This is a genomic window from Lentzea waywayandensis (assembly GCF_900115955.1).
GTDB classification, from domain to species: Bacteria; Actinomycetota; Actinomycetes; order Mycobacteriales; family Pseudonocardiaceae; genus Lentzea; species Lentzea waywayandensis.
Window position 1 is genome coordinate 39684 of the sequence record NZ_FOYL01000001.1, and the last position, 25145, is coordinate 64828.

Below are 25145 nucleotides of genomic sequence, written 5' to 3' on the forward strand. Positions count from 1 at the left end.
ACCGGGCGGCTACGATCACGTGATGTGGCTCCCAGCCTGGAAAACCTGCTGGTCGTAGGCGTCGCGTCGAGCGCTCTGTTCGACCTGACCGCGTCCGACGCCGTCTTCTCGTCCGAGGGCGAACAGGCCTATCGCGCCTACCAGGAAGCCCACCTGTCCGAACCGTTCGCGGCGGGCGTCGCATTCCCGTTCATCCGCCGGCTGCTGCGACTCAACTCGCTGGCACCGCTGGTCGAGGTGATCGTGCTGTCGCGCAACTCCCCCGACACCGGCCTGCGCATCCTTCGCTCCGCCGCACATCACGGCCTCACGATCACCCGCGCGATCTTCACCGAGGGCCGGGCACCGCACGAGTTCATGCCGGCGCTGAACATGTCGTTGTTCCTGTCCGCCAACGAGAACGACGTCCGCAAGGCCACCGCGGCCGGTCTCCCCGCCGGCCAGGTGCTCAAGTCGTCGTTCCAGGACGACGACGATCCGGCGCTGCGCATCGCGTTCGACTTCGACGGCGTCCTGGCCGACGACGCCTCCGAGCGGATCTACCAGAGCGGCGGACTCGACCAGTTCCAGCAGCACGAGGCCACGAACGTCGTCACGCCCCTGGATCCCGGTCCACTGAGGAACTTCCTCGCGGGCGTGAACCGCATCCAGCGCCAGGCAGAAGATCGCATCCGGGTCTCGGTGGTGACCGCGCGGTCCGCCCCGGCACACGAACGCGCGATCAACAGCCTCAAGGCCTGGGGGCTGACGGTGAACGACGCGTTCTTCCTGGGAGGCTTGAAGAAGGCGCCGATCCTGGACGTGCTGAAGCCGCACATCTTCTTCGACGACCAGCGCGGGCACCTGATCCAGACCGTGCCGTGCGTGCACATCCCGTTCGGCGTGACGAACGAATGATCAGGAGCGGCGCCACCACCGCTTCGGCCGCGGCGCCCGCACCGGGTCCAGGCCCATCCCTTCCAACTCGGCCAGATGGCCGGCATGGGTCCTGGTGTTCAGCGCGATCGTGCCCAGCTGCGGATCTTCCTCGCCGATCACCACTTCCTCGGCCAGCAGAACGTCCATCAACCGCTTCACCGATGGCGACGGGATCGGTTCGTCGACCGCGATGTGCAGCATCAGGTGTTCCATGCCGGTGTCATGCCACCGGGCGTTCGACACCCAGACCGTCCTGATCGCGGGGAACTCCGCGATCCGCCGCACCAGCGCCTGCCGGAGCGCGATGGCCAGCGCGTGCGTGGACGGACGAAGCTTCAACCACTCCCCCGCAGCGTCGCGGCCGCGCTCGCGCATCGTCCGGCGCAGCAACGGCACCGGCACGCGGGCCCAGCCGCCGAACGAGTGCAGCGACAGCATCTCGACACCGGTCTGCTTCGCGATGTCCAGCAGCCGCAGCACATCGCAGTGCACGGCACCGGCGGCCTGCGGCAACTTCTCGGCACAGCACGCCTCGCTGACGAAGCCGGGAATGGCTGGGCCTCCGTCAGCGTCCTTGGCGAAGAGCACGGAGCCGCTCGCCTGCACGGGAACGAACACCCCGTGGTCGACCAGCGCGGCGAGCAGCTCCGAGTCGCCGGACTGAGCGTCGAGAGCAGTGGCGAGCGCAGAGTTCACGATCATTTCCTCCCCCAAGGAAAAAGCCCGGCCACCCCCAACGGGATGACCGGGCCTGATCATAGAACCTGCTACTTCGCGAGACCGTCCTCGATCGCCTTGATGATCGCCGGCCGCAGCTGCGCGGCCGAGATGATCGCGTCGACCGCCCCGACCTCGACCGCGCGCTGCACGCTGTGCACCCGGTCGAACTCGGCGGCCATCTCGTTGAGCTTCTCGGTCCGCACGCCCTGGCGCGTCGACACCAGCTCGGCGGTCAGCGCCGCCCGCTCGGCACCGGACGCCTCGGCCACCGCGGACTCCAGCTTCTTCACGCGCGGGTCGTTGGCCGTGCGGCCGTCGACCTCACGGGCGAACACCACGGCCGCGGCGGGCGCGCCGCCGATGACCGAGGCGAAGGAGCCCTCGACCGCGAGCACCGTCATGGACGGGTTCAGGGCCTTGGAGAAGACCACGAACGCGCCGCCGTGGTACCGCGAGATCACGGTGAACACGATCGGGCCGCGGAAGTTGACGATCGCGCGGCCGATCTCGGCGCCGTACTCCAGCTGCAGTTCCCGCATCGACTCCGGCGAGCCGTCGAAGCCGGACAGGTTCGCCAGCACGACCAGCGGACGATTGCCCGAGGCCGCGTTGATCGCGCGAGCCGCCTTCTTCGACGACTTCGGGAACAACGTGCCGGCGGTGTAGGTGTCCGGGCCGTCGGTGGGCGGGAAGCCGGTGCGCGAGACTCCGCGCGACTCGACGCCCAGCAGCGTCACCGGGATGCCGCCGAGGTGCACGTCCTGGACGACGGCGGTGTCGGCGTCGGCCATGCCCGCCCAGCGCTCCAGCACCTCGTGGTCCTGGTCGGACAACGCCCGCATGACGGTGCGGATGTCGAACGGCTTCTTGCGGTCCGGGTTCGACTCGATCGAGAAGATCTCGCCGACGGTGTTGAACGGGCTGTCCCCCACCACGTGCGGGTAGGACGACACGTCGCGCGTCGACGGGTCCGAAGTGGACACTCGGCGCGGTCCGGCCTCGCCCGGCGCGATGTAGCTGTGCTCGTAGTGGCCCAGCAGCACGTCGAACGCCGCCCGCAGGTTCGGGGCCCAGTACTGCGCCTGGCCGTTCGGGCCCATGACGCGGTCGTAGCCGCCGATGCCGTAGTTGTCCTCGGCCGAGACGCCGCCGGAGAAGTCGAGTGCCTGCTTGCCGGTCAGCACCATCGCCGAGTCCGGGGTCATGACCAGGATGCCCTTGGTGTGCATGAGCATCGTGGCCTCGGCGTTCCAGTACGGCTGGGCGCCGACGTTGATGCCGTTGACGACGACGTTGATCTCGCCACCGTCCTGCGTGAACTCGACGATCCGCTTCAGTGCCGCGGCCACCCAGTCCATGTTCTCGACACCGGAGCTCATCGAGATCTTCGCGCCGGACGAGAGCGAGAACCACTCCAGCGGAACGGAGAGCTCCTCGGCCAGGTCGATGGCGTGGATCACCCGCGAGCACTCGGGCTCGGCCAGCGCGCCCAGGGACTTCGTCGGGTCGCCCAGCAGCACGACGCGTTTCATGCCCTCGGGGTACGCCGGGGTCGGCGTGGTCACCACACCGACGACGATGCCCGCCTTGTTGCCACCACGCGGGCGGTCGACGGGCACGAGAGCGCCCTCGACCAGGTCGTGCTCCACGAACGACCCGCCGTCGCCGACGAGCATGTCGACCAGCTCGTACGGGTAGATCGTGCCGCGCGACTGGGCGCGCAGGACGTTCTGGCGGTAGTCGTCGAGCGGCTGGATCGGGTCGGTCGGCGGCTGCACGAACGAGAACCGCACGCCGGCACCGGCGTCGTTCGCGATCCGCACACCGATGTCGGTGAGCTCACCGGACGCCGGGTCCCTGCGGCGCGCCAGGAACAGGACCTCTTCCAGGTCGAGGCCCGCGGTCGTCGGCAGCACGCGCTGACCGATCGCGTCCAGGTCCTTCGAGGACAGCTCGGTGGGCGGCCACGCGTAGAGCACCACGCGGTTGGTGGCCAGGCGGGTGCGGCCACCGGCCTGCGCGCGAGCCCGGCGAATGCCGTCCAGGCACGTGGCGAGCACGTCCTCGGCGGCGGGCAGGGCCACGATCCGGCCCTCGTCGTCGCGCAACGGCGTCAGGTCGCGGACCTGGCCCAGCGCCACGAGCCGCTCGTCGGACTTGTTCGCCTTGGCCACGGCGCGGAACAGGTAGACGTCCTCGTCCACGGAGGACAGCCGGGTGAGGTCGAACTCGCGCAGCCGTTCGAGCTGCATGCGTTCGGCGATGCGCGGGTGCAGCCCGCGCACCAGCCTCTCCTCCGCGAACCCGTTGGACGACGGGCGGAACGTGAAGTGGTGGTGCATCGACTCGCCGCGACGGCCCGCCACCGTGGTGGTGATGCGGGTGATCGTCGGCGGCAGCTGGTGCGCGGCCAGGGCGGCACCCAGACCGGCGGCCATCTCGTCCTGGTCGGACGGGCCGTCGACCCAGTTGACGTAGAGGTCCGCGACGACCGCGCTGCCGGTGCCGTGCTTGACGACGTCACCGACGGCGTCGATCAGGGACGGGAACTCCACCGCGGTCGAGATGAGCCTGGTCTGCTCCGGCTCGTTCTCCGCGATGAAGAACGCGCCGTTCACCCGCGGGTTCTCCAGCGCCTTCTTCGTGTAGTAGCGGCGGGCCAGCACCTCCAGCAACGGGGTGTTGTCCGCGCCGGGCTTGCCGATGCGCTGGCCGAGCAGGCGCACCAGCGGTTCGGCCGACGCGACCATCGCCGCGATCCGCTCCTCGCGGTCCGCCGCCTGGGGCTGCGTGTCGAGGTGGATCAGGTGCTTGCGGACCTCGCTGTGCACGCGGGCGCGGTTGCGCCGCACCAACGGCTGCGCGAACCAGGTGAACACGACGCTGCGGGCGAGGTCGGCCACCGCCGGGTAGCGGACCTGCGTCGCGGCGACGATGTGCTCCAGCACCAGGCCGATCTGGACCTGCTCGGACTCGACCGGCGGTGCCTCCTGCACCCACTGGCGCAGCAGGGTCGTCGCGACGGCCGCGTCGAACACGCCCCGGCGCGACGCCACGAAGATCCGGAAGACGGCCTGCTCCAGCTCCGGCGTGCGGTCGAGCTCGGTGATGCCGTAGTGGCCGATCACGTTCTGCAGCCGGGCGCGGAAGGCCTCCGGCAGCGCGGCGCGGTCGGCGTCGAGCGTCTTGAGGTAGGTGTGCAGGTGCTCGCGCGGAGAGTGGATGTGGTTCTCCGGCTTGGTCTCCTCACCGGCGGGACGGTTGCGCGAGAGGTCGCAGAGGTCGGCGAAGATGCCGAGCAGCTGGGCCTCCTGCACGAGCGGCCGCTCCAGCAGGTCGTGCCGCGCGCCCATGTAGTCCGACAGCACCCGCTCGGTGTCGGCGGCGGTGGTGTCGAAGCCCAGCAACAGGTTGCGCAGGTCGTCGATGCCGCGAGCGACGAGCTCCTCCGGCTGGACGTCCGTGCGCGGCGCGGGCAGTTCCAGCTCGACCGAGGACTCGGACTTCTGCTCCTCGACGGCGCCGGCCGCGTCCTCGATCTCCTCCAGCTTCAGCAACGCGCCACCGGCGGGCACCTGGGTGCCGACGACGACGTTGAGCTCCTTGAGGCGGGCGCGGAACGGCGCGCGCAGCACCGTCTCCATCTTCATCGCCTCGAGCACGAGGACCGGTGCGCCAGCCTCGACCTCGGCGCCGACCGCGAGCGGCGTGGCGACGACGAGCGCGGGCATCGGGGAGCGCAGGACGCCGCCCTCGTCGCGGGTGACGCGGTGGGTGACCCCGTCGACCTCGACCTGGTGGACCACGCCGTGCGTACCGGTGACGACGCGGAACCGGGTGCCGTTGACGGTGATCTGGCCGACGTGGTGGTCGAACCGCTCGACGTCGACGTCACCGGTCAGCACGGTCTCGGAGTCCACGGCGGACACGCCGACGCGGTACTTCGCGGCACCGATGCGGGCGACGTTCACGAGGTAGGGCTGGCCGCGCAGGACGAACTCCAGCTTGACCGCGCCCTCGTGGTTCGTGCGCGGCTGGCCGCCACGCGAGGACGCCAGCAGCTCGGAGCGGTTGATCTGCTCCTCGTCCTCGTACACCTCGATGCCGGCCGCGGCCAGCGCGATCGCGGAGTGGCGGTGCGAGATCAGGCCGCCGTCGGCGCGGACGCGGTCGATCCACGAGGTGTCGGCCGAGCCGTCGATCACGGCGGGCTCGTCCAGCAGGTCGAGCACGAAGCTCTTGTTGGTCGTGCCGCCCTCGATGATGACGGTCGTCTCGGCCATGGCGCGGCGCAGCTTGCCCAGCGCCTCGTCGCGGGTGCGGCCGTACGCGATGATCTTCGCGATCATCGAGTCGAAGTCGGCGGGGATCTGCGAGCCCTCGGCCACGCCGGTGTCGACGCGGATGCCGGGGCCGGCCGGGAGCTCCAGACGGACGATCGTGCCGGGGCACGGCGCGAAGTCGCGGTCCGGGTCCTCGGCGTTGAGGCGGGCCTCGACGGCGTGGCCGAGCTCGACGGGCTTGTCGCCTTCGAGCCTGCCGCCACCTGCCACGTGCAGCTGCGCCTTGACCAGGTCGAAGCTCGTGGTGATCTCGGTGATCGGATGCTCGACCTGGAGGCGGGTGTTGACCTCGAGGAACGCGAAGAGCTTCTCACCGGGGTGGTAGAGGAACTCGACGGTGCACGCGCCGCGGTAGCCCACCGCGTTCGCGAGCCGCTCGGCCGAGGACTTCAGCTCGTCGACCTGGTGCGGCTCCAGCACGCACGACGCCGACTCCTCGATGATCTTCTGGTTGCGCCGCTGCACCGAGCAGTCGCGGACGCCGAGCGCCCACGCCGTGCCCTGGCCGTCGGCGATGACCTGCACCTCGACGTGCCGGGCGCCGGTGACCAGGCGCTCCAGGAACATCACGCCGGAGCCGAACGCGCGCGCGGCCTCCAGGCTGGTGCGCTCGAAGTTCTCTTCCATCTCCGCGGGAGAGGTGATCTTGCGGATGCCCCGGCCACCACCACCGGCGGTCGCCTTGAGCATCAGCGGGTAGGTGACCTCCTCGGCCACCTTGAGGGCGTGCTCCAGGTCCGTGACGGCACCGCGCGACCAGGGCGCGACCGGGACACCGACCTCCTCGGCGATCAGCTTCGAGCCGATCTTGTCACCGAGCTTGCGCATGGCCTCGGCGGACGGGCCGACGAACGTGACGCCGACCTTCTCGCACAGTTCGGCGAACTCGGGGATCTCGGCGACGAAGCCCCAGCCGACCCACGCGGCGTCGGCCTTCGTCTCGACGAGTGCCTTCTCCAGGACCTCGAGGTCGAGGTACGGACGGTCAGCCGCCAGGCCGAGGTTGTAGGCGAGGTCCGCTTCCCTGACGAAGGGCGCGGACTTGTCGACATCGGTGTACAGGGCGACGGTCTCGATCCGTTCCCCTGACTCGGCGGCGAGCTCACGGACGGCGTGGATCAGCCGCATAGCGGCTTCCCCGCGGTTGACGATCGCTACACGACTGAACAACGACTTGGCTCCTCGCGGACATTACGACCTCAGCGGCAAACGCCGCCCAATCGATGTACACACTCTCGTCTACTACCCGGTAGGAAAACCGCTAGATCGAAGCGAGTTGAGCAGCGTGGTTTGTATGAAACCAACAAGCCACCAGGTCCTCGGCACAGCATCACTTGAGCCCGTGTCCCAACTCACCACCCCGCTCGGCGTTCACCCGGGACCATCCGAGCCCCGCGGCGAACACGAGCGGTAACGCCGTGATCACCAGGGCGGTGCGCACCGACAGCGCGTCGGCCAGGACTCCCCCGGCCAGCGCCCCGACGGGCTGCCCCACCCCGAACGTCATCATGCGCCCCACCAGGTTGACTCTGCCCTGAAGATGATCAGGGGAGATCAGCTGGCGCACCGTGATGCCGTTGACGATGACGATCGTCGAGGTCAGGCCCCACAGGGCGGTGCTGAGCACGGCGAGCCACCACAGCTGTACCCCCACCAGTAACCCCATCACCCCCACCCCGGCGGACAGCCCGATCGTGGTGGTGCGGCGGGGTTCGCAGGTGTCGCTGATCGCGGGCATGAGAACGGTGGCGGCGAACGACCCGGCGGCCAGCGCGCTGAACAGCACACCGATCCGCGCGTCGTTCTGCGGCACCTCGAACACCCGGACGGCGTAGACCACCAGGAGCCCGGACACGGCGCCACCCGCGACGGCCTGACCGAGACCCAAGGCGAGGAAGAGCCGGACTGTGGGTTCCCTCCACAGGAAGTCGAGTCCTTCCCGGATGTCCGCTTTGAGGGAGGTTCGCGGTGGCCGGGTCAGGTTCAGCGGTCGCAGGATCGTGCGGACGAGCGCCGCGGACACGGCGAAGCTCACCGCGTCGAGCGCCATCGTCCCGGCCGGCCCGTGGATCGCGAACAGCACGCCCGCCACCGACGGCGCCACGACGTGCACGGCGGTGGCCGTGCTCCAGATGGCGCTGTTGGCCCGGACGAGGTTCTCGCCGCCGACGAGCGCGGGTACGGCGCCGAAGGTGGCGGCGTCGAACCAGACACCGACGCTCGCGACCCCGGCCGCGACCAGCAGGAGGTGCAGCGGCGTCAGTGCGTGCAGAGCCGACGCCACGGGCACGCTGGCGAGCAGCCCGGCGCTGACCAGGTCGGTGACGACCATGACCGTGCGCCGGTGCGTGCGGTCGACGAGCGCGCCCGCGACGAGACCGAACGCGAGGTACGGCGCCGCCGTCAGCGCCGCGAGCGCTCCCGTGTACGCGGCGCTGCCGGTGAGCGAGTACATGAGGACGGGCAGCGCGACGGCCGACACCGCGGTCCCGGCCGTCGAGACCAGCCTGGCGAGCCAGAACTTCCCGAACTCCCGGTCGTACCAGAGGGTTCTGAACTGTTCGGTGGTTTGTGATCATGTGTGATTGAACGTGTTCGTTCGTGAGCTGGGATGACCCTTCGCGGCGATGGGAACATGTGTTCGGTAGGCTGGTCGGGTGTCGTCCGTGATCCAGGCGTATCGGTTCGCCCTGGACCCTGCTCCCGTTCAGGAGCAGGCGTTGCGGTCGCACTGTGGCGCCCGGCGGCGCGCGTTCAACTGGGGCCTGGCGCGGATCAAGGCGAACCTGGACCAGCGGGCCGCCGAGATGACCTACGGCCTGGTCGAGGACGAGCTGACGCCGTCGGTGTCGTGGTCGGCTTACAGCCTGCGCAAGGACTGGAACCAGGCCAAGGACGAGGTCGCCCCGTGGTGGGCCGAGAACTCTAAGGAGGCCTACTCCTGCGGTCTGGCGAACCTCGCGACCGCCCTGGGCAACTGGGCGGACTCCCAGCGTGGCAAGCGCAACGGCCGCAGGTTCGGGTTCCCAAGGTTCAAGGGCAGGCGGTCCGGCCTGTCGTGCCGGTTCACCACCGGCGCGTTCGGACTCGCCGACGACCGCCGACACGTCAAGCTGCCCCGCATCGGACTCGTGCGCACCCACGAGTCGACCCGCAGACTCGCCCGGCACGTCGAGCGCGGCACCGCCCGTATCCGCTCGGCGACCGTGTCCTTCCGGGCCGGGCGGTGGTTCGTGTCGTTCTCCGTGGAGATCACCCGGACCGATCCCTTGCCCACGCGGCCCGGCAGCGTGGTGGGGGTCGACCTGGGCGTGAAGTCGCTGGCCGTGCTGTCGACCGGCGAAAGCATCCCGAACCCGCGGCACCTAGAGACCGCGCTGCGGGAACTGCGTCGCCTGCAACGCCAGGCCGCGCGCCGTACCGGCCCGGATCGGCGCATCCGCCGGCAACCATCCGCCCGGTGGCGTAAGACCCAGGCGCGCGTCACGCGGCTGCACACCACGGTCGTGAACGCCCGCCGGGATGGGCTGCACAAGCTCACCACCCGGCTGGTGCGCGCTCACGGCGCGGTGGTGATCGAGGATCTGAACGTGGCCGGGATGACCCGCAACCGCCGGTTGGCCCGGCACGTCGCTGGTGTCGGCATGGCCGAGCTGCGCCGTCAGATCGAGTACAAGGCCCAGTGGGCGGGTGCGCGCGTGCACGTCGCTGACCGCTGGTATCCCAGTTCCAAGACGTGTTCGGCCTGTGGCGTGGTGAAAGCCAAACTGCGCCTGTCCGAACGCACCCTCTGCTGCGACGCGTGCGGCCTGGTCCTGGACCGGGACCTCAACGCCGCGCGTAACCTCGCCGCGCTCGTGCCCCGCGAGACGTCCTCCCCGAGTTGCGGGGCGACGGTAAACGAGCCCGCTGGAAACCCAGGTAAGACCCGCACCGCGCGGGCAACGGGTACTGCCACGGGAAGACCCGCACCGGTTGGTGCGGGCCAACGCCGCCGCCGCAAGGCGACGGCTGTCTGAACCGTGATGGACTCACGTTCACTCACACTTCAGATAACGGAATCCGGATCACGCTCCCCGGGGTGATCACGTTGGGGTCCGTGATGACGTGCGGGTTGGCCCGCACCAGCCGGGTGTAGAGGTTGCCGGAGCCGTAGAACTGCGTGGCGATCGACCACAGCGTGTCACCGGCCTTGATCACGTACTCCTGGTAGACCCGGTAGCCGGGCACGATCCGCGGCCCGTACACCACCGGCACGATGACCTTGTCGAGCTCGGCGCCGTCCTGCGGCGAGACCCAGAACACCTCGACGAAGAGCCGGTCGAGCGCGAACGACGCCCCCGACACGTCGACCTGAACCTGGAACTGGCCGTGGCCGCCGACCCCGTCCCCGGCGGTGAACCCGCCGACCACCTCGTCGTGCCCTTCATGGATCCGGTAGCCGAACTGGGCCTCGAACGCTCCGCCCGCGGTGCCGGCGATGTGGACGTGGCTCCCGACGAGGCCGAGCGCACGAGGTTGCTGAATGTCGATGGACATGGTGTCCCCTTCCTCCGCTAGTAGATCGTGAGCGGGGTGGGGGTTGTTGCCGGGGTTCACCCCGGTGGCGCAACGGCTGGTGGTGGAGGTCGGAGTCGAACCGACTCTGCACGGAGGCTCCCGTTTTACAGACGGGCGGGGCTCCACAGCCCCATCTCCACCATTGTCGTGCGCATTTTCCGCGCACGAAAAAGCCGCCCTGACCCGTTCGCACGGGCGGGCGGCTCTCGACGTCGAAGAGGCCTTACGGCGTCACGACGGAGAGCCTGAGCTGGGCGGATAGCTGCGATAGCGGCGCATGCGGACCACCTTGCCGGACCGTCCGCTCGGTGGCCAGCCATTTATCGCGGCCTTTGCCGGAAACGAGGTTCCACACCCGAGCGATATCCAGGCGTGAAGGTCGTGGGGCGTGGTCGTGAGCTTGCCGCGGCACGGTCGTGGCTGGCGGCGGAGACCGGGCGGCTGGTGCTCTGCGGCGGCGAACCGGGCATCGGCAAGACGCGGCTGGCCCAGGAACTGGCCGGGCACGCGCTCGCTCTCGGCCGGGAGGTCGTGTGGGGGCACTGCGTCGAAACCGCCGGGGCGCCGGCGTTCTGGCCGTGGCGGCAGGTGCTGAAGGCGACCGGCGCGGATCCCGATCTCGTGCTCGCGCACGACGCCGAGGTGCCGCAGGACCGGTTCCGGGTGTTCGACGCGATCGCGGCCGCGCTGGACCGCGACGGCCTGGTGATCGTCGTCGAGGACGTCCACTGGGCTGACGAGGCGTCACTGCTCGTGCTCGCTCATCTCGCCACACAACTGCGGAACGTGCTGCTGTTCGCGACCTTCCGCGACCCGTGCCCCGCGGCCGCGGACCTCATGCGCTCGGCCGACCGGATCGACCTGCACGGGTTGTCCCCGGACGAGGTCGCGGAGCTGGTCGGCGCCGAGCACGCGGCCACGATCACGGAGCTGACCAGCGGAAACCCGTTGTTCGTCACGGAGATCGCCCGCGCGGTCGGCGACGGCACGTGGCGTGCGGACCAACCACCGCGCAGCGTCCGTGACATCGTGACCGCTCGCCTCGCCCGGCTCTCCCCCGACGCCCGCGACCTGATCAAGACGGCCGCGCTGGTCGGCCGCGACTTCGACCTCGACCTGGCCGCCCAGGCCTCCGGCCTGCCGATCAGCGCGCTGGACGAGGCGACGACGCTGATCGACGCGACGGGGCACCGGTTCGTGCACGCGCTGACCAGGGACGCCGTCGAGGCCGCGCTCACCCCGGCCGAACGCCGCGCGTTGCACCGCCGGATCGCCGAGGCGATGGCGAGCAGCACGCGCTACGCCGACGTGGCCCGGCACTGGAACGCCTGCGGTGAAACAGAAGAGGCCCGCACGTGGACGATCCGTGCGGCGCAGGACGCGGTGGCCCGGCTCGCCTACGAGGAAGGCGTGCGTCTCTACCGCGCCGCCGCCGAACTGAGCGACAGTCACGAGATCCAGGTGGCGCTGGGCAGAGCCGCCTACTTCGCCGGGGACCTCGCGGGGTGCGTCCAGGCCGCCCAGCGCGCCGCCGAGCTGGCCGGGTCGCCCGAACAGATCGCGGAAGCCGCCCTGGTCCTCGAGGCCGCACCCGGCGCGGGCGTCAACGCGGTCGCGACCCCGTTGTGCGACAACGCCCTTCGCCAGGACGTCAGCCCGGCCACCCGCGCCCGGCTGCTGGCCCAGCGCAGCCACCTCGCGTTCTACCGCGGCGAGCAGCACCGCCTCGACGAGCTCAGCCGGGAGGCGCTGCGTCTGGCCCGCGGCGACGACCGCGCGCTCGCCGAAGCGTTGCACGCCAGGCAGGAGGCGTGTCCCGGCCCGGCCGGACGTGCCGAACGACTCGGCCTCGCCACCGAGATGATCGACCTCGCCCACCGCACGCACAGCCCGCGCGGCGCGATGTGGGGCTCGTTGTGGCGCATCCACGCGTTGGTCGAGAGCGGCGAACTCGCTGCCGCACAAGAAGAACTCCCGGCCCTGAAGCTGGCCTGCGAACGGGTCGGTGGCCAGGTCCCGTTGTGGCACCTCGATGTCGTGACGGCCTGCATCGCCCAGGCACAGGGACGTTTCGTGGAGGCCCAGGAGGTCGGCCGCAGGGCCTACGACCGCATGCGGGTGATCGAGCGCGAACCGGCATCGGGCGCCTACTTCGCCTTGCAGTGCGGGCTTTCCTGCCATCTCGGCGTCACCGAGGACGGCCTCGCACTGGCCCGCCACTTCCACGACCCGCCGCCCCGGTTCCGGCTGATGTCGAAGCTCACGCGAGCGTTCCTGTTGCTGCGCGCGGGTTTCCGCGACGAGGCTCTGGACTTCTACCGCCGCTCCGGCCCGATCGCCGAGTGGGACCTGCCCGCGTTCTTCGTGCTGCCCGGCCTGGTCGACGCCGTCCTGGTGACCTCGGGCCTGGGCCTGACCGAGGACCTGAGGCTGATCCTGCCGCGCCTCGCGGAGTTCCGCGGCGAGCACGCGGCCGGCAACGGCGTCGCGTACATGGGCCCGGTCACCCTCGCGCTGGGCCGCGGCCACCTGGCACTCGGCGACCACGAACAGGCCGTCACCGACCTCACCGCCGCCGTCGACGAGGCCTCCCGCGCCGGCGCACCCGCGTTCGCCGCCGAGGCCCGCTGGCACCTCGCGGCCGCGTTGCGCGCTCTGGGCCGCGACGCCGACGCCGTGCACCGCGCCGCCGACCGTGCCATCCGCACGCTGGGCATGACCGCGTTCACCACGACCGAACTGAGCGGCCGAGAGCACGAGGTCGCGTCGCTGGTCACCGAAGGCATGACGAACCGGCAGATCGCACGACGGCTGGTGATCTCCGAGCGGACCGCCCAGAACCACGTCCAGCACATCCTCACCAAGCTCGGCTTCAGCACCCGCAGCCAGATCGCGGCGTGGATGAGTACCGCACCGAGTACTCCGGCGGATGGCTGACCAGCGCGAACTTCCTACCTTGGGAGCACACCGACCGAGGAGGAACCCCATGTGGCTCACCATCGCGACCCCGCCCACCCAGTCCCTCGACCAGCTCGACCAGGTGATGGGCTCGGCCACCCCCGACGGCCTGCGCGCCCGCTACGCCTGCCGGGCCGACGGCGAGTTCCGGGTCATCGCCGTGTGGGAGTCGAAGGAGCACGCCGACCGCTTCTTCCGCGAGGTGCTCGGCCCGATCCTGGCCCGCGTGCTCGGCCCGGAGCCGTCCGGCGCGCCCGCGATGACCGGCATGGAGGTGCTGCGCGAGTTCGTGCCGGTCAGTTGAGCACGGCGATCGACACGTTCAGGGCCGCCGCGAAGCTCACCCACGCCAGATAGGGCACCAGGAGCATCCCGGCGGCCCTGCTCCGCCGCCAGAACGCCACGATCACCGCGACGATCGCCAGCCACAGCACCAGGATCTCGGCGAACGCCACCCAGAACCAGCCGAGCCCGAAGAACAACGGCGTCCAGGCCGCGTTCAGCACCAGCTGCACGCCGAACAACGTCAGCTCGTTCCGAGTCGCTCCCGCGCGCCAGGCCAGCCAGCCCGCGGCCGCGATCATCACGTACAGCAGCGTCCACACCGGACCGAACAGCCACGAGGGAGGCGCCCAGGAAGGCTGCTCCAGCGCCATGTACGTCGATCCGGTCGACACGGAGAACAGCGACCCCACCACGGCGGTCACCAGCACGGCCCCCGCGAAGAGCCCGAGAGCGCGAACCGGATGCCGTTGCGATACCAGCGTCATGCCACGGTGGTACCCACTCAGGAGTCGGCCAAAGCACGAACGATCTTCAGCACCGCCGCCCTGCTCGGCCGCACCCGCTCGGCGGCGTTGAGCAGGGTGAGCTCGTCGACCAGCACGGCCTCGCGGATCTGCGCGTCGTGCCCAGGCAGTTCGGCCCGCAAGGCCGCCACCAGCCGCGACCGCAGCGCCCGGCCCAGCGGGTCGTCGGCCGGCAGCAGCCGCCAGTGCGTGCGCAGGATCCGTGCCGCCACGTCCTCGCCGCCGACCGCCCAGAGCAGACGGATCATCCGGTCGGCGAGGCCCATGCGGTCAACACTGAAGTCCGGCGGTCACGCTCGCAACCGCCGGACTCAGGAAAGAACGACCTACTTCTTGCCGGTGAACAGGGCTTTGACCTGGTTGCCGCGGCGACGCAGGCCCCACTTCGTCACGCGGATCAGCGCCTCGCGCACGATGTTGCCGCTCATCTTCGACTCGCCGAACTCGCGCTCCAGGAACGTGATCGGCACCTCGCGGACCCGGAAGCCCAGCTCGATCGTCCGCCACAGCAGGTCGATCTGGAAGCAGTACCCGGCCGACGCGACCGAGGCGAGGTTCAGCTTGCGCAGGGTGTCCGCGCGGAACGCCCGGTAGCCGCCCGTCATGTCGCGGATGTTCGCGCCCAGCGCGAGCCGCGAGTACAGCGAGCCGCCCAGCGACAGGAACTTGCGCTGCGCCGGCCAGTTCACGACCTCGCCGCCCGGCACCCAGCGCGAGCCCAGGACCAGGTCGGCCTGCGGCAGCGCGTCGAGCAGCCGGTGCAGCTGCTCCGGGGCGTGGGAGCCGTCGGCGTCCATCTCGCAGATGACGCCGTAGTCCCGCTCCAGCGCCCACTGGAAGCCCGCGACGTACGCGGCGCCCAGGCCGGCCTTCTCGGTGCGGTGCATCACGTGGACCCGGTCGTCCGCGGCCGCCATCTCGTCGGCGAGCTGCCCGGTGCCATCGGGGCTGCCGTCGTCGACCACCAGCACGTGCACGTCGGGCAGTGCCGTGTGCAGTCGCTTGACGATCTTTCCGATGTTGTCCCGCTCGTTGTACGTCGGGATCACCACCAGCACCTGCCCGAGTTCCTGGTCAGGCTGCCGCGCCATTCGAGTCCTTCCGTCGTCGGGTGAAGCCCAGCGCCAACGCCACAAGGCCCGCAGCGGCAATCACCCACTCGGGCCAGGCTCCTAGCCAAGTCGCCAGCGTAGTCTGTGACCGCAGCGGCAGTGTCGCGACCAGGGCACCAGGCTCGAAAAGCCCAGTCTTCTGAGTGACGGAACCGTCAGGTTCGACGATCCCGCTGACCCCCGAGGTGGCCGCCACGACCACGGCCCGTCCGTGCTCCACCGCACGCAGTCTGGACATGGAAAGCTGCTGGTAGGTCATCTCCGTGTACCCGAACGTGGCGTTGTTCGTCGGGATCGCGATGATCGTCGCCCCGGCCGTCACGGAGTCGCGGACCACTGAGTCGAACGCCACTTCGTAACATGTGTCAATCGCGACCTTCGCGGGTCCCATGACGAAACCCTCCGGGTCCGTGCCGGGCTGGAAGACACCCGCCCGGTCCACCTCGGACGCGAACAGCCGGAAGAACGACCGCATGGGCATCGTCTCGCCGAACGGCTGCAGCTTGCGCTTCGTGTAGGTGTCCGTGGCGCCCTTCTCGGGGTCCCACAGCACCACCTGGTTGCGCGGCAGCCCGTCGCCCTTGTCGACGACCACGGCCCCCACCGCGATCGGCGCCTTGATCGCCTTCGCGGCCGCGTCGATCCGCGCCGCCGCGTCCGGGTTGCGGAAGGGGTCGATGTCGGAGGAGTTCTCCGGCCAGATCACCACGTCCGGCTGCTTGACCTTGCCCGCGGCCACGTCGGCGGCGAGTTCGATCGTCTTCTTGACGTGGTTGTCGAGCACGGCCCGGCGCTGTGAGTTGAAGTCGAGCCCGGCACGCGGCACGTTGCCCTGGATCGCGGCGACCGTGACCGTCCCGGCGGACGCGTCCACCCCCACGGGCACCACCAGGCCCACCGCCAACGGCACCACGACCAGCGGCAGGCCGAGCTTCCAGTTCTTCGCGAGCCAGAACAGCCCGAACCCGGTCAGCACCACCGCGAACGTCACCAGCGGCGCCCCGCCCAGCGACGCGAGCGGCAGGAACCAGCCCTCCGGCTGCCCGAAGGCGATCTTCCCCCAGGTGAAGCCGCCGAACGGGAACACCCCGCGCAACGCCTCGTCCGCCACCCACAGGCACGCCGCCCACAACGGCCACCCCGGCACGCGCGACGCGAACGCCATCGCGGCCGTGCCGATCGAGATCATCAGCGCGCACGCGAGCGCGAGCGGCAGCCACGCGATCAGCCCGACGAACTCACCGGTCCACCGCAGCAGCGGCACCAGGAACCCGAGCCCGAACAGCAGCCCGTACCCGAACCCGGCCCGCGCACGCCTGTCGTAGATCACGTACGCGAGCAACGCGAACCCGACCGGCGCCAGGAACCACAGCGGCCGCGGCGGAAAGCTCAGGTAGACCAGCACGCCGCCGGCGACGGCGAGTGCCATGCGCAACAGCACCGGAGTGCTCACTTTTCGCCTGCGCGCGGGCGATTCCGGCGATTCCGGCGCGATGGGGGGTGCGACCACCCGATCAGACTACGAGGCTCAGGAGTACGCAGGACGTATGACCTACGTCGTCGACCAGGGCTACGGGCTCTGCTGGTCATCAAGATCCGGTCCGGGTGTGAGCCGGCGAAAAAACGCGTCGGCTCACACCCGGAGGAACGAACCCTCGTTGAGCGAAACGGCCGATGGCTGGTTCGACACCGGTGACATGGGCTGTTCGACTCCGACGGTCACCTCGACCTCAACGACTGCGGCAATGGCGTCATCGTCGCTGGTAGAACGTCCGGCAACGTCTGCTCACGCCTGCTTGACGACTTCCTGATCACGCTTCCCGGTGTCCGGCAGGCGGCGGCGGTCGCCCAGCCGGACGCGGCACTCGGCGAGGTCGTCCACCTTTTCCTGATCACCGAAGGACCGGATGTCGATGTCGACAGGATTCGCGGTTCGGTCGTTGCCGAACTGGGTGAGCTTCACCAGCCCAGAGGGGTCACGATCGTGCCTCGACAGCCCTTGACCAAGGTGGGAAAGGTCGACAAGCGCAAGCTTCGTGCCCAGTTTCGGTAAGGTTCTGGCTAAATCAGGAGGTGACGGATGCCCCGTCCAAGCGTGGAAGCCGAACGCAAGGCGCAGATCCTCGCGTCCACCTGCAAGGTGATCGCGGCAGAGGGCTTCCGCCACCTCCGGGTGTCCGACGTGGCCAAGGACGCCGGCGTGTCCGGTGGCACGGTCCACTACTACTTCGAGACCAAGCGCGAACTCACCGACGCGGCGTTCGAACACTGCTTCGAGCTCTCGGTGCGCCGCCGCCGCTGGATCCTCGAGTCCGACGAGCCGCCGCTGTCGCGCCTGCGCATGGTGGTCGAGTCGTACCTGCCCGAGGGCGCCGAGACCGTCGAGGCGTGGAAGGTCTGGGCGGAGCTCTGGGTCGAGGCGATCCGCAGCCCCGATCTCCAGGAGCTCAACGAGCGCTTCTACGGCGAGTGGCGCGACATCGTGGCGAGCATCTTCCGCGACGGCCAGGCCTCCGGCGACATCCACTCGTCCGGCGACCCGCTCGAGCTCGCGAACATGATGGTCAGCATGCTCGACGGCCTCGCGCTTCAGGTGCTCGCGGGCTCGAAGGCCATGACGGTCGACGCCATGCGCACCACGTGCCTGAGGTTCGTCGACCAGCTCTCCACCGCGTCCGTCGGATAGCTCAGCCCGCTCGTCACCACGCACAGCACGAGCAACAGCGCTACCGGCGTGCGCGTGAAACCGAGGAACAGCAACCCTTTCGGCACCGGCACGGTCTCCGCGAACCGCTGCGCCTCACTGAGCAACAGCCCGGCGAACATCAGGAACACCACCGCCAGCGGAAGCGTGCGCCCGATGACGCCCACGGCGACCAAGCTGCCCGCTGACACCACCACAACCGCGGCCGTGAACCGCCAGTGGTGCGGCGAGTGCGACGGCCCCTTGCCACCGCGCGCCATCAACCAGTCCCCGAACAACACCGCCACCACGCACAACACCAGCACCCGCATGGCCGTCAGCGCGTTCTGCCCGTCGTACGCCATCGGCACGTAGGCGATCCCCAGGGTCACCAACGGGGTCACCGCCAGCCCCCGTGCCACCCGCATCACCGCGGGCCGTTGCTCCGCGCTCGGCCTCATCGCCGCTCTGGCCCTGATCTGGTCGGCGTCACCCAGCTTGCACTTCGCGGCGTCGGCGTCCTCCAGTTCCCAGACCACCCACACCAGCCCGAGCAACACCACCAGCCCCAGAACCGTGGCGTACCCGGTCAGCTGCCGCGGCCCGTAGATCCACCCAACGCCCCCGACCAACACACAAAGCCCAAGCCGGATCAGCGCCCCGAGCTCCGGCCGCGCACTGCGCCAGGTCTTCTGCGGCCACGACGTCAGCACGAGCCGCCGCATCACGAACCACACACTCGCGCCCATCGCGACCGCCGCGACGACCATCGCCAGCCCCACCCCGGGCTGCGCGAGCGACCGCGTGTCCCCGAACAACATCAACGCCGAGGCGAGCAGCACCACCGTCGCCTGAACCCTGAGGCGCCCCAACGCCCACAGGTGCTGACGGACCCAGCGATCCCGGTTCCGCCAGGCCGCCTCGACGACCACCGCCACGAGGAACCCGAGCGCGATCAGACCAGCGGGGTTGCCCGCGAGATGCCCCACGGCGAGAACCGTGATCGGCACCGCCCGCGGATACGGACTCCCGGCCAGCGTCAGGCTGCGCAACGGCGACGGCGGCCCATTTCGCTCTTTGGCGCGCAACCACTGCCAGGCATGCCACAGCAGCGGCGCGTAGACCGCGATGAACACCGTGTCGATCAGGAAGTCAACGCGCATCTCGGCTCCCCCAACGTTCGGGACAACCGTGCTGTCGCAGGTCACAGCCCTGGAGTTACGTGATGTAGCTCATCCGGGTGAAATCAGGGTTCATCCCCGATGCAACAGATGGACGAAAGTGGGCATTCTAGGTATATGACCACGACAGTTGCTTTGAGCAGGCCCAGGACCAACCGGATGATCGCGGGTGTCTGCGCGGGGCTCGCCCAGCGCTGGGGAATGAAGGCGGGCACCGTACGCCTGCTGTTCCTGCTGTCCTGCCTTCTGCCCGGACCGCAGTTCGTCGTCTACATCGTGCTTTGGGTGATCATGCCCGACCGCGGTTACTGATCGACCGCAGGAACGCCGTCCACGCTGCCGGGCTCACCGGCAGGTGGGTGGCGGGAGCTTTCGAGTCCCGGATGCCAATTCCGCGGCCGACCGCCACACAGTCCTGACCATTGGGTGTGTAGCTGCTCGTCCGCCACTCGACCATCCGGGTCGCCTCCTCAGGTCAGCATGCTGGTGATCAGCTCCCGTGATTCTTCCTCACCCAGCGCGATCCGATCAAACGCCTTGATGATCTTCCCGTAGAGGTTGAGCGAGACCTTGTCGTCAAGAAACAGGTTGGAGTTCAGGCTTTCCACGTAGACGATGGGCTCGAGTTTCTCGAACGCCATCATCGTGAAGGCGCCATCTCCACCGGGATGGGCGCCGGCCGCGACCGGAACGATCCGGATGGTGATGTACGGCCGCACCGACATCCGCAGAATGTCGTGCAGCTGCTCCTTCCAGACCTCGTGTCCACCGACCGGCAGCCGAAGGGCTTGTTCGTGCACGTAGAAAACGAACGAGCAGCCCCTGCCGACTATGTTTCGCCTGTCCTCTCTCGCCGCAGCGATCTGGCTGACGTCGGTCTGCGCGATGTCGGGATAGGCAGCGATCACTGCGAGCACGTAGGCGCGAATCTGCAGCAGGCCCGGCACGAACATCGGGCTCCAGATCGTGATCCCGGTAGCGAGCTGCTCGTGCTGCATCAGCGTGCGCACCTGTCCCCGCACGCCGTCTTGCCACTGAAGCCAGCCACGTTCCTTCGATTGCAGGAACAGCTTCCTCAGATGCGCGTACTCCTTAGGCGCCGCACCGCACAAGCCAAGCAGGAACGTGAACTCCTCAAGGCTCGTCCCGCCTTTGCCGTTGACGAGATCCGACAACTTGGCATGCTCCCAGCCGACCTGCCGAGCGAGCTGCGCCTCCAGCAACCCGGTTCGCTGAATCACCGCTCGCAGGCTTTCTCCGAACTCGCGACCCAGCACAGTGGACACTCTCTTTGGCATGTCAGGGAAACTAGCGCCGCGACTCCCCTCGACTCCAAACTCTCGGGTCCAAATTGACCTGAAAGAAGCAGGTGTAGAAGGGTTCTACGACTTCACCGGTTCTCCTCCACGGGTATCCCGGCCAGCTCCTCCGACAGGCCCGTGAACGACTCCGGCTCCACCCGCAACACCCCGCTGAACGGCTGCGTCATCCCCACGCACAACACGCACACGAACGCCAGCACGGCCGCCGTCAGGCTCATCTGCAGCACATGCCGCCTGCGTGCCGTGAACCCGATCAACAACGGGAACACGATCATCCCCACGGCCCCGGCGATCGTGCCGGTCAACATCAGCACACCGGTGTTGTCCAGGCCGCCGGCCGAGTCGAGCCGGTCGCGCCGCAGGTCGGTGATCTCCCGCATCCGTTCCAGCGACCGCTCCCGCGCGCTCTTCACCTGGTCCGGTGAGGCGGGCAGCGACAGGATCTCGGAGTGCAGCGAGTTGAGCGTCTCGGTCGTCGTGTCGTCCGACTCGCCCACGGCCAGCCGCGGCCATTCCTTGTCCGCCACCAGTTTCGGGTACTCGGTGAGCAGCGAGCGGATGTGGTCGCGTTGCGGTTGCGGCATCACGGCGGTCTGCCAGTAGACGTCGGCCACGGCGGCGGCCTCGCGGGAGGCGTTGTCCTCCGCGGCGCCGCTCTCCTCCCAGACGATCACCACGTAGAACGCCAGCGCGATGATGAACAGGCCGCTGATCACCGCGCCCAGGAAGCCTCGCGAGTCCGCGTCCCGGTCGTCGGCCTGCTCGTGGGCACGGGAGCGCCCGAACAGGATGCAGGCGACGGCGGTCACGACCACCGACGCGAGAACGATGACTAGCGCGGTCCACATTTGTCCATCTCCCCACAGCGGACACCGTTTGACCACCAACACCACGCTTCCCGGCACTGTTGTGCGCCCGTCAAGAGCAACGAGGCGTTGATCAAGCACACAGCAGGTCCACATCGGATCGCGCGGACACAACCCGTTGACACGAATAGGAGAACCGAAGCGAGCAACCTTTGACGGAGAGTGAGGACGGCGTGATCAACGGGCGGTGACAACCACCGGGAAGCATGCCAACCTGTGCCCCGACCCGACCGGAAGGCGTGGCATGCGTGTACCGATCCTCATCGCCGTCGTGCTGCTGATCCCACTGCTCACGCCGGGGCCGGTCGCCGCGGCCGAGGTGTGGCGCACCCAGTTCGACGAGGCGGTGTACGGAGACGTCACGGTCGTCGGCAACTCCGTCCTGACCTGCCCGACGCCCGAGCAGGCCGGGCCCCATCCGAAACATCCGCCGCAGTCCTGTGTGGACGCGCTGAACCGCAAGGGGCACGGGCCTTCCGCGCTGAACAACACCCATCGCATGTCGTGGACCGACGTCGACGACGACCCGGCGACGGTCAACTCCTCCAGCGCCCAGCTCACCATCCCGGCCGGCGCGGCCGTCGCCTACGCCAAGCTCGGCTGGGCGGGCAGCGCGAGCTGCCGTGACGCGGTCAAACCGCCGGGCACACCACAGGACCCGGTCACCTTCAACGGCGCCAAAGTCGCCCCTGACCGGTTCGTCATCGACGCGCCGGACGGCCTCTCCCACACCGACAACGCCTTCTACAGCGCCGAAGCCGACGTCACCCGCGCGCTGGCGAGCGGCACCGTGACGGTCGGCAACGTCTGGGCGCCACAAGGGTTCGACTGCTTCGGCGGCTGGTCACTGACGGTCGTGTGGAAGTTCGCGAGCGCCACCGCGACGGCACCCGCGAAGCGCCATGTCGCGGTGCACGGCGGACACGTCCGCCTTCCCACCAAGAAGCCCGTGCTGAGCACGCCGATCGCGCCGACGCACCCCGCTGGCGGGGTCATCCGTCTGGGCGTCACCGCGTACGAGGGCGACTGGGCCACGGACGGCGACCAGATGCTGGTCAACGGCACATCTATCGGCGGGCGCAACGCGTTCGTGTCGTCCGCACAGGGTGCCGCGTATCCCAACAACATGAGCGTCGACGCGCGCACGGTGACCATCAGCGAGGACGCCCTCAAGCCCGGCACCAAGAGCGCCGAACTCAGCTTCAAGAGAGCGGACGACGCGTTCCTCGTCCAGAGCATCGCGTGGTCGTTCCCGCTCCCCGAACTCACGCTGACGGTCGCCCCGGAGAAGCCCGCCGCGCACCCCAAGGACACCGTCACCCAGACCGCGACGATCACCAACGTCGGTGACGCCCCCGCCGCCGACGTGACCGTGTGCGGCCAGCAGATCGGCTCGATCGCCCCACGCGCCACCGAGACGCGCACCTGCTCGTCCACGGCGGCCGACGACGACTACGCCGCGACCGTCGCGGTGAGCGGAACCAGCCTCGCGGGCGATCCACTCGCGACGCAGAAGGCGTCGACCGTCGACGTGCTGCATCCGGCGTTGCGCGCGACGACCACGTCCGACGAGATGACCGCGCTCCCCGGCCAGGCCGTCAAGTTCACGACGACGGTCACGAACACCGGCGACACACCGCTCTACGGTCTCGCTGCCCGCTCGACCCAGGGGTGTGGCCCCATGCAGGGGCAACTCGACCCCGGCGCGACGTCCACGGTGGACTGCACGGCCCCCGCCGGCGACGAGAGCGGCGCGCTGACCTCCACCGTCACGGCGGCCGACAAGATCGGCGGCAAGGTCGAGGCGTCGGCGTCCGTGCAGGTCAAGGTGATCTACCCGCGGCTGACGATCAGCGCGGCCTGGTCGAAGGACCGCGCGTTGGACGGCGAGACCGTCACGGTCACCGTCACGGTCGGCAACCCTTCGGACCTGCCAATCGCCGACGTCCGCGTCGAGGGTGAGCCCGCCTCGTGCCGACGGGAGTTCCCGGTGCTGCAACCCCGCGAACGCGTCACCTACACCTGCCTGGCCACCGCCCCGATGAACTCTCGGTTGACGGTGTCCGGCGCGGGCGACGGTGGGGCCATCAGCGAAAGCGCGGTCGTGCGGATCGAGTCGCTGAGCGCCCCGCTGCCACCCGCACCGGAGCCGCGCGTGTCGGCGCCTGACGAACCAGCGCCTCCGCGCCCGGTCGCGCACGTCGAACAGGTGTCGAAACCGGCGGTCGGTGGTGTGGCGGTGGTAATCGGGATGATCGGCATGGTGGTGGTCGCGAGTGCGTTCTCCGGGTTGGGGCGCCGTTGAAAACTGGGAGAATTCGCATTCACGGCACTGACACGGGCGTTTTGCTTCGGAGCGGAATGCGGTAGAAGGGCCTTATGGAGATCACCGCCTTCCTAGCCCGCAAGCTGGCCCGCCGGTTCCGGACGTACGACTCCGACGGCGACGGGTTCATCGAGCGCGCAGACTTCACACAGGCGGGCGAGCGCACCACCAAAGCATTCGGCTTGGCTCACGACGACCCGAAAGCGTTGCGGTTCCACGACATGCTGATCGCGCTGTGGGAGCAGCTCTCGGCGGTCGCCGACCAGGACCGCGACGGGCGGATCAGCGTCGAGGAGTACAAGAAGGCGTTCGCGAACGGGTTGCTGGAGACGCCGGAGTCGTTCGACGAGGGTTATGTTCCTTTCCTCGACGCGCTGATGGCGATCGCGGACGAGGACGGTGACGGCAAACTCACTCTCGAAGAGCACGTGGCGTGGACCGGAGCGTTGATGAACCTCTCGGAGGCGAACGCGCGCGGAATTCACGACCTCCTGTCCGACGAGGACGGACTGCTGTCCACTCAGGCCTTGCTGGAGGCGATCCGGGAGTTCTACTTCTCCGAGGATCCCGCCGAGGCCGGCAACTGGCTGCTCGGGTCGTTGGACTGACGTGCTCCTGAAAACCCTGCAGGAGTACGCGGCCCGTGCCCAGCCCGCCGCGCACGTCGAAGAGGCAGGCGGCTGGTGGCTGCGGCACTCCCCCGGCGACGCCTGGTGGGTGAGCGCGGTCCTGCCGCACGACCGCGAGGACCGGGTGGCGCTCGCGGAGGAGTTCTGCGCCGAACACGGGGACGGGGTGCGGTTCCAGATCACGCCGGGCGTGTGCGCGGACGACCTCGACGTGAGACTGGAGGACAGGGGTTACACGAGGGGTCATGACATGTCCCTGCAGATCGCCTCGACCGCCGAGGTGCTGCGCCAGGCCGACGCCGACGCCGGCGAGGTGACGCCCAGACCCACCGACGAGTGGCTGGCGGCGTGGCAGAAGGTGACCAAGCGGGACGTCAGCGCCGAACGCGACCTGCTCAGCCGCGTCGAGCATCCCAGCGCGTACGCGTACGCCGAGGTGGACGGCCAGGTGGTGGCCATAGGACGCGCGGTGGCCGAGGAGGGGTGGGCCGGGGTGTTCGGCATGGCGACACTCCCGCACGCACGCGGTCAGGGCGCCGCACGGTCCGTGCTGGCCGCACTGGCCTCGTGGGCGGCCGCGCGGGAGGCCAACCACCTGTACCTGCAGATGGAGAAGGCGAACACCACGGCGTTCCGGCTGTACGAACGGACGGGGTTCCGCGAGGTGTGCACCTATCACTACCGGATTCGTGCATAACCAATCAGGAATCAAGAAGGC

General features: G+C 69.3%; 21 protein-coding genes, 1 tRNA gene and 1 pseudogene. 10 read left to right on the forward strand and 13 right to left on the reverse strand.

What is annotated here, in order from left to right; genetic code table 11:
• Positions 1 to 24: 24 nt before the first annotated feature.
• Positions 25 to 897 (forward strand): 5'-nucleotidase, encoded by an 873-nt coding sequence (locus BM417_RS00240; RefSeq protein ID WP_093587691.1) that lies wholly within the window; start codon positions 25 to 27, stop codon positions 895 to 897.
• On the opposite strand, the gene BM417_RS00245 is transcribed toward BM417_RS00240, so the two are convergent.
• From BM417_RS00245 to BM417_RS00255, 3 genes and pseudogenes are all read right to left on the reverse strand, one after another.
• Entirely contained in the window at positions 898 to 1614 is a 717-nt protein-coding gene (locus tag BM417_RS00245; protein ID WP_143138445.1) for a hypothetical protein, read from the reverse strand.
• A gap of 71 nt (positions 1615 to 1685) precedes the next feature.
• Positions 1686 to 7151 (reverse strand): ATP-binding protein, encoded by a 5466-nt coding sequence (locus BM417_RS00250; protein WP_093587693.1) that lies wholly within the window; start codon positions 7149 to 7151, stop codon positions 1686 to 1688.
• A gap of 160 nt (positions 7152 to 7311) precedes the next feature.
• Positions 7312 to 8499 (reverse strand): annotated as a pseudogene (locus BM417_RS00255) (MFS transporter); the annotation flags it as partial.
• Between the two features lie 139 nt (positions 8500 to 8638).
• Between BM417_RS00255 and tnpB the strand changes: the two are divergent.
• Positions 8639 to 10000 carry an IS607 family element RNA-guided endonuclease TnpB gene (gene tnpB / locus BM417_RS00260; RefSeq protein ID WP_093587695.1) on the forward strand — a complete coding sequence of 454 codons (1362 nt, stop codon included), beginning with the start codon at positions 8639 to 8641 and terminating at the stop codon, positions 9998 to 10000.
• Positions 10001 to 10022: 22 nt separating this feature from the next.
• Here tnpB and BM417_RS00265 read toward each other — a convergent pair whose 3' ends face one another.
• Together BM417_RS00265 and BM417_RS47465 are read right to left on the reverse strand one after the other, a co-directional pair.
• Positions 10023 to 10520, reverse strand: a complete 498-nt coding sequence (locus BM417_RS00265; protein WP_093587696.1) for a Gmad2 immunoglobulin-like domain-containing protein — start codon at positions 10518 to 10520, stop codon at positions 10023 to 10025.
• Positions 10521 to 10597: 77 nt separating this feature from the next.
• A tRNA-Tyr gene (locus tag BM417_RS47465) sits at positions 10598 to 10682 on the reverse strand.
• A 231-nt stretch (positions 10683 to 10913) separates the two neighbouring features.
• Here BM417_RS47465 and BM417_RS00270 point away from each other — a divergent pair.
• Positions 10914 to 13478 carry an ATP-binding protein gene (locus BM417_RS00270; protein WP_093587697.1) on the forward strand — a complete coding sequence of 855 codons (2565 nt, stop codon included), beginning with the start codon at positions 10914 to 10916 and terminating at the stop codon, positions 13476 to 13478.
• Between the two features lie 49 nt (positions 13479 to 13527).
• Positions 13528 to 13803 carry a hypothetical protein gene (locus tag BM417_RS00275; RefSeq protein WP_093587698.1) on the forward strand — a complete coding sequence of 92 codons (276 nt, stop codon included), beginning with the start codon at positions 13528 to 13530 and terminating at the stop codon, positions 13801 to 13803.
• On the opposite strand, the gene BM417_RS00280 is transcribed toward BM417_RS00275, so the two are convergent.
• Genes BM417_RS00280 through lnt form a run of 4 tightly spaced genes read right to left on the reverse strand, consistent with a single transcriptional unit; the run spans position 13796 to position 16930 of the window.
• Positions 13796 to 14269, reverse strand: a complete 474-nt coding sequence (locus BM417_RS00280) for a TspO/MBR family protein (protein WP_093587699.1) — start codon at positions 14267 to 14269, stop codon at positions 13796 to 13798. The genes BM417_RS00275 and BM417_RS00280 overlap by 8 nt on opposite strands.
• A 17-nt stretch (positions 14270 to 14286) precedes the next feature.
• Complete coding sequence (locus BM417_RS00285) at positions 14287 to 14574, reverse strand: hypothetical protein (protein ID WP_093587700.1); 288 nt, start codon at positions 14572 to 14574, stop codon at positions 14287 to 14289.
• Positions 14575 to 14634: 60 nt separating this feature from the next.
• Positions 14635 to 15399, reverse strand: coding sequence for a polyprenol monophosphomannose synthase (locus BM417_RS00290; protein WP_093587701.1), 765 nt, complete (start codon positions 15397 to 15399; stop codon positions 14635 to 14637).
• Entirely contained in the window at positions 15383 to 16930 is a 1548-nt protein-coding gene (lnt, locus tag BM417_RS00295; protein ID WP_245821582.1) for an apolipoprotein N-acyltransferase, read from the reverse strand. The genes BM417_RS00290 and lnt overlap by 17 nt, the downstream gene beginning before the upstream one ends.
• A 300-nt stretch (positions 16931 to 17230) precedes the next feature.
• On the opposite strand from lnt, the gene BM417_RS50175 reads away from it, so the two are divergent.
• Together BM417_RS50175 and BM417_RS00305 are read left to right on the forward strand one after the other, a co-directional pair.
• A complete protein-coding gene (locus BM417_RS50175; RefSeq protein WP_407656074.1) occupies positions 17231 to 17473 on the forward strand; it encodes an AMP-binding enzyme in 243 nt (80 codons plus the stop codon).
• A gap of 27 nt (positions 17474 to 17500) precedes the next feature.
• Entirely contained in the window at positions 17501 to 18106 is a 606-nt protein-coding gene (locus BM417_RS00305; protein ID WP_093587702.1) for a TetR/AcrR family transcriptional regulator, read from the forward strand.
• On the opposite strand, the gene BM417_RS46545 is transcribed toward BM417_RS00305, so the two are convergent.
• On the reverse strand, positions 18010 to 19266 hold the full coding sequence (locus BM417_RS46545; RefSeq protein ID WP_143138446.1) for a hypothetical protein: 1257 nt from the start codon (positions 19264 to 19266) through the stop codon (positions 18010 to 18012). The two genes, BM417_RS00305 and BM417_RS46545, sit on opposite strands and share 97 nt — an antisense overlap.
• Before the next feature lie 135 nt (positions 19267 to 19401).
• Here BM417_RS46545 and BM417_RS00315 point away from each other — a divergent pair, with 135 nt between their 5' ends.
• Positions 19402 to 19596, forward strand: coding sequence for a PspC domain-containing protein (locus BM417_RS00315; RefSeq protein WP_093588499.1), 195 nt, complete (start codon positions 19402 to 19404; stop codon positions 19594 to 19596).
• Here BM417_RS00315 and BM417_RS00320 read toward each other — a convergent pair.
• The 3 genes from BM417_RS00320 to BM417_RS00330 all read right to left on the reverse strand — a co-directional run bounded on the left by BM417_RS00320 (position 19574) and on the right by BM417_RS00330 (position 21454).
• Positions 19574 to 19741: a DUF397 domain-containing protein gene (locus tag BM417_RS00320; RefSeq protein ID WP_093587704.1), complete on the reverse strand. Its 168-nt coding sequence runs from the start codon at positions 19739 to 19741 to the stop codon at positions 19574 to 19576. The genes BM417_RS00315 and BM417_RS00320 overlap by 23 nt on opposite strands.
• 13 nt (positions 19742 to 19754) lie before the next feature.
• Positions 19755 to 20570, reverse strand: a complete 816-nt coding sequence (locus BM417_RS00325; protein WP_143138447.1) for a helix-turn-helix domain-containing protein — start codon at positions 20568 to 20570, stop codon at positions 19755 to 19757.
• Between the two features lie 104 nt (positions 20571 to 20674).
• Positions 20675 to 21454: a bestrophin-like domain gene (locus BM417_RS00330; RefSeq protein ID WP_177320207.1), complete on the reverse strand. Its 780-nt coding sequence runs from the start codon at positions 21452 to 21454 to the stop codon at positions 20675 to 20677.
• Between the two features lie 262 nt (positions 21455 to 21716).
• Here BM417_RS00330 and BM417_RS00335 point away from each other — a divergent pair, with 262 nt between their 5' ends.
• From BM417_RS00335 to BM417_RS00345, 3 genes are all read left to right on the forward strand, one after another.
• Positions 21717 to 23777: a hypothetical protein gene (locus BM417_RS00335; protein WP_093587707.1), complete on the forward strand. Its 2061-nt coding sequence runs from the start codon at positions 21717 to 21719 to the stop codon at positions 23775 to 23777.
• A 74-nt stretch (positions 23778 to 23851) separates the two neighbouring features.
• Positions 23852 to 24406, forward strand: a complete 555-nt coding sequence (locus BM417_RS00340; RefSeq protein WP_093587708.1) for an EF-hand domain-containing protein — start codon at positions 23852 to 23854, stop codon at positions 24404 to 24406.
• Position 24407: 1 nt separating this feature from the next.
• Positions 24408 to 25124, forward strand: coding sequence for a GNAT family N-acetyltransferase (locus tag BM417_RS00345; RefSeq protein WP_093587709.1), 717 nt, complete (start codon positions 24408 to 24410; stop codon positions 25122 to 25124).
• The last annotated feature ends 21 nt before the right edge of the window (positions 25125 to 25145 follow it).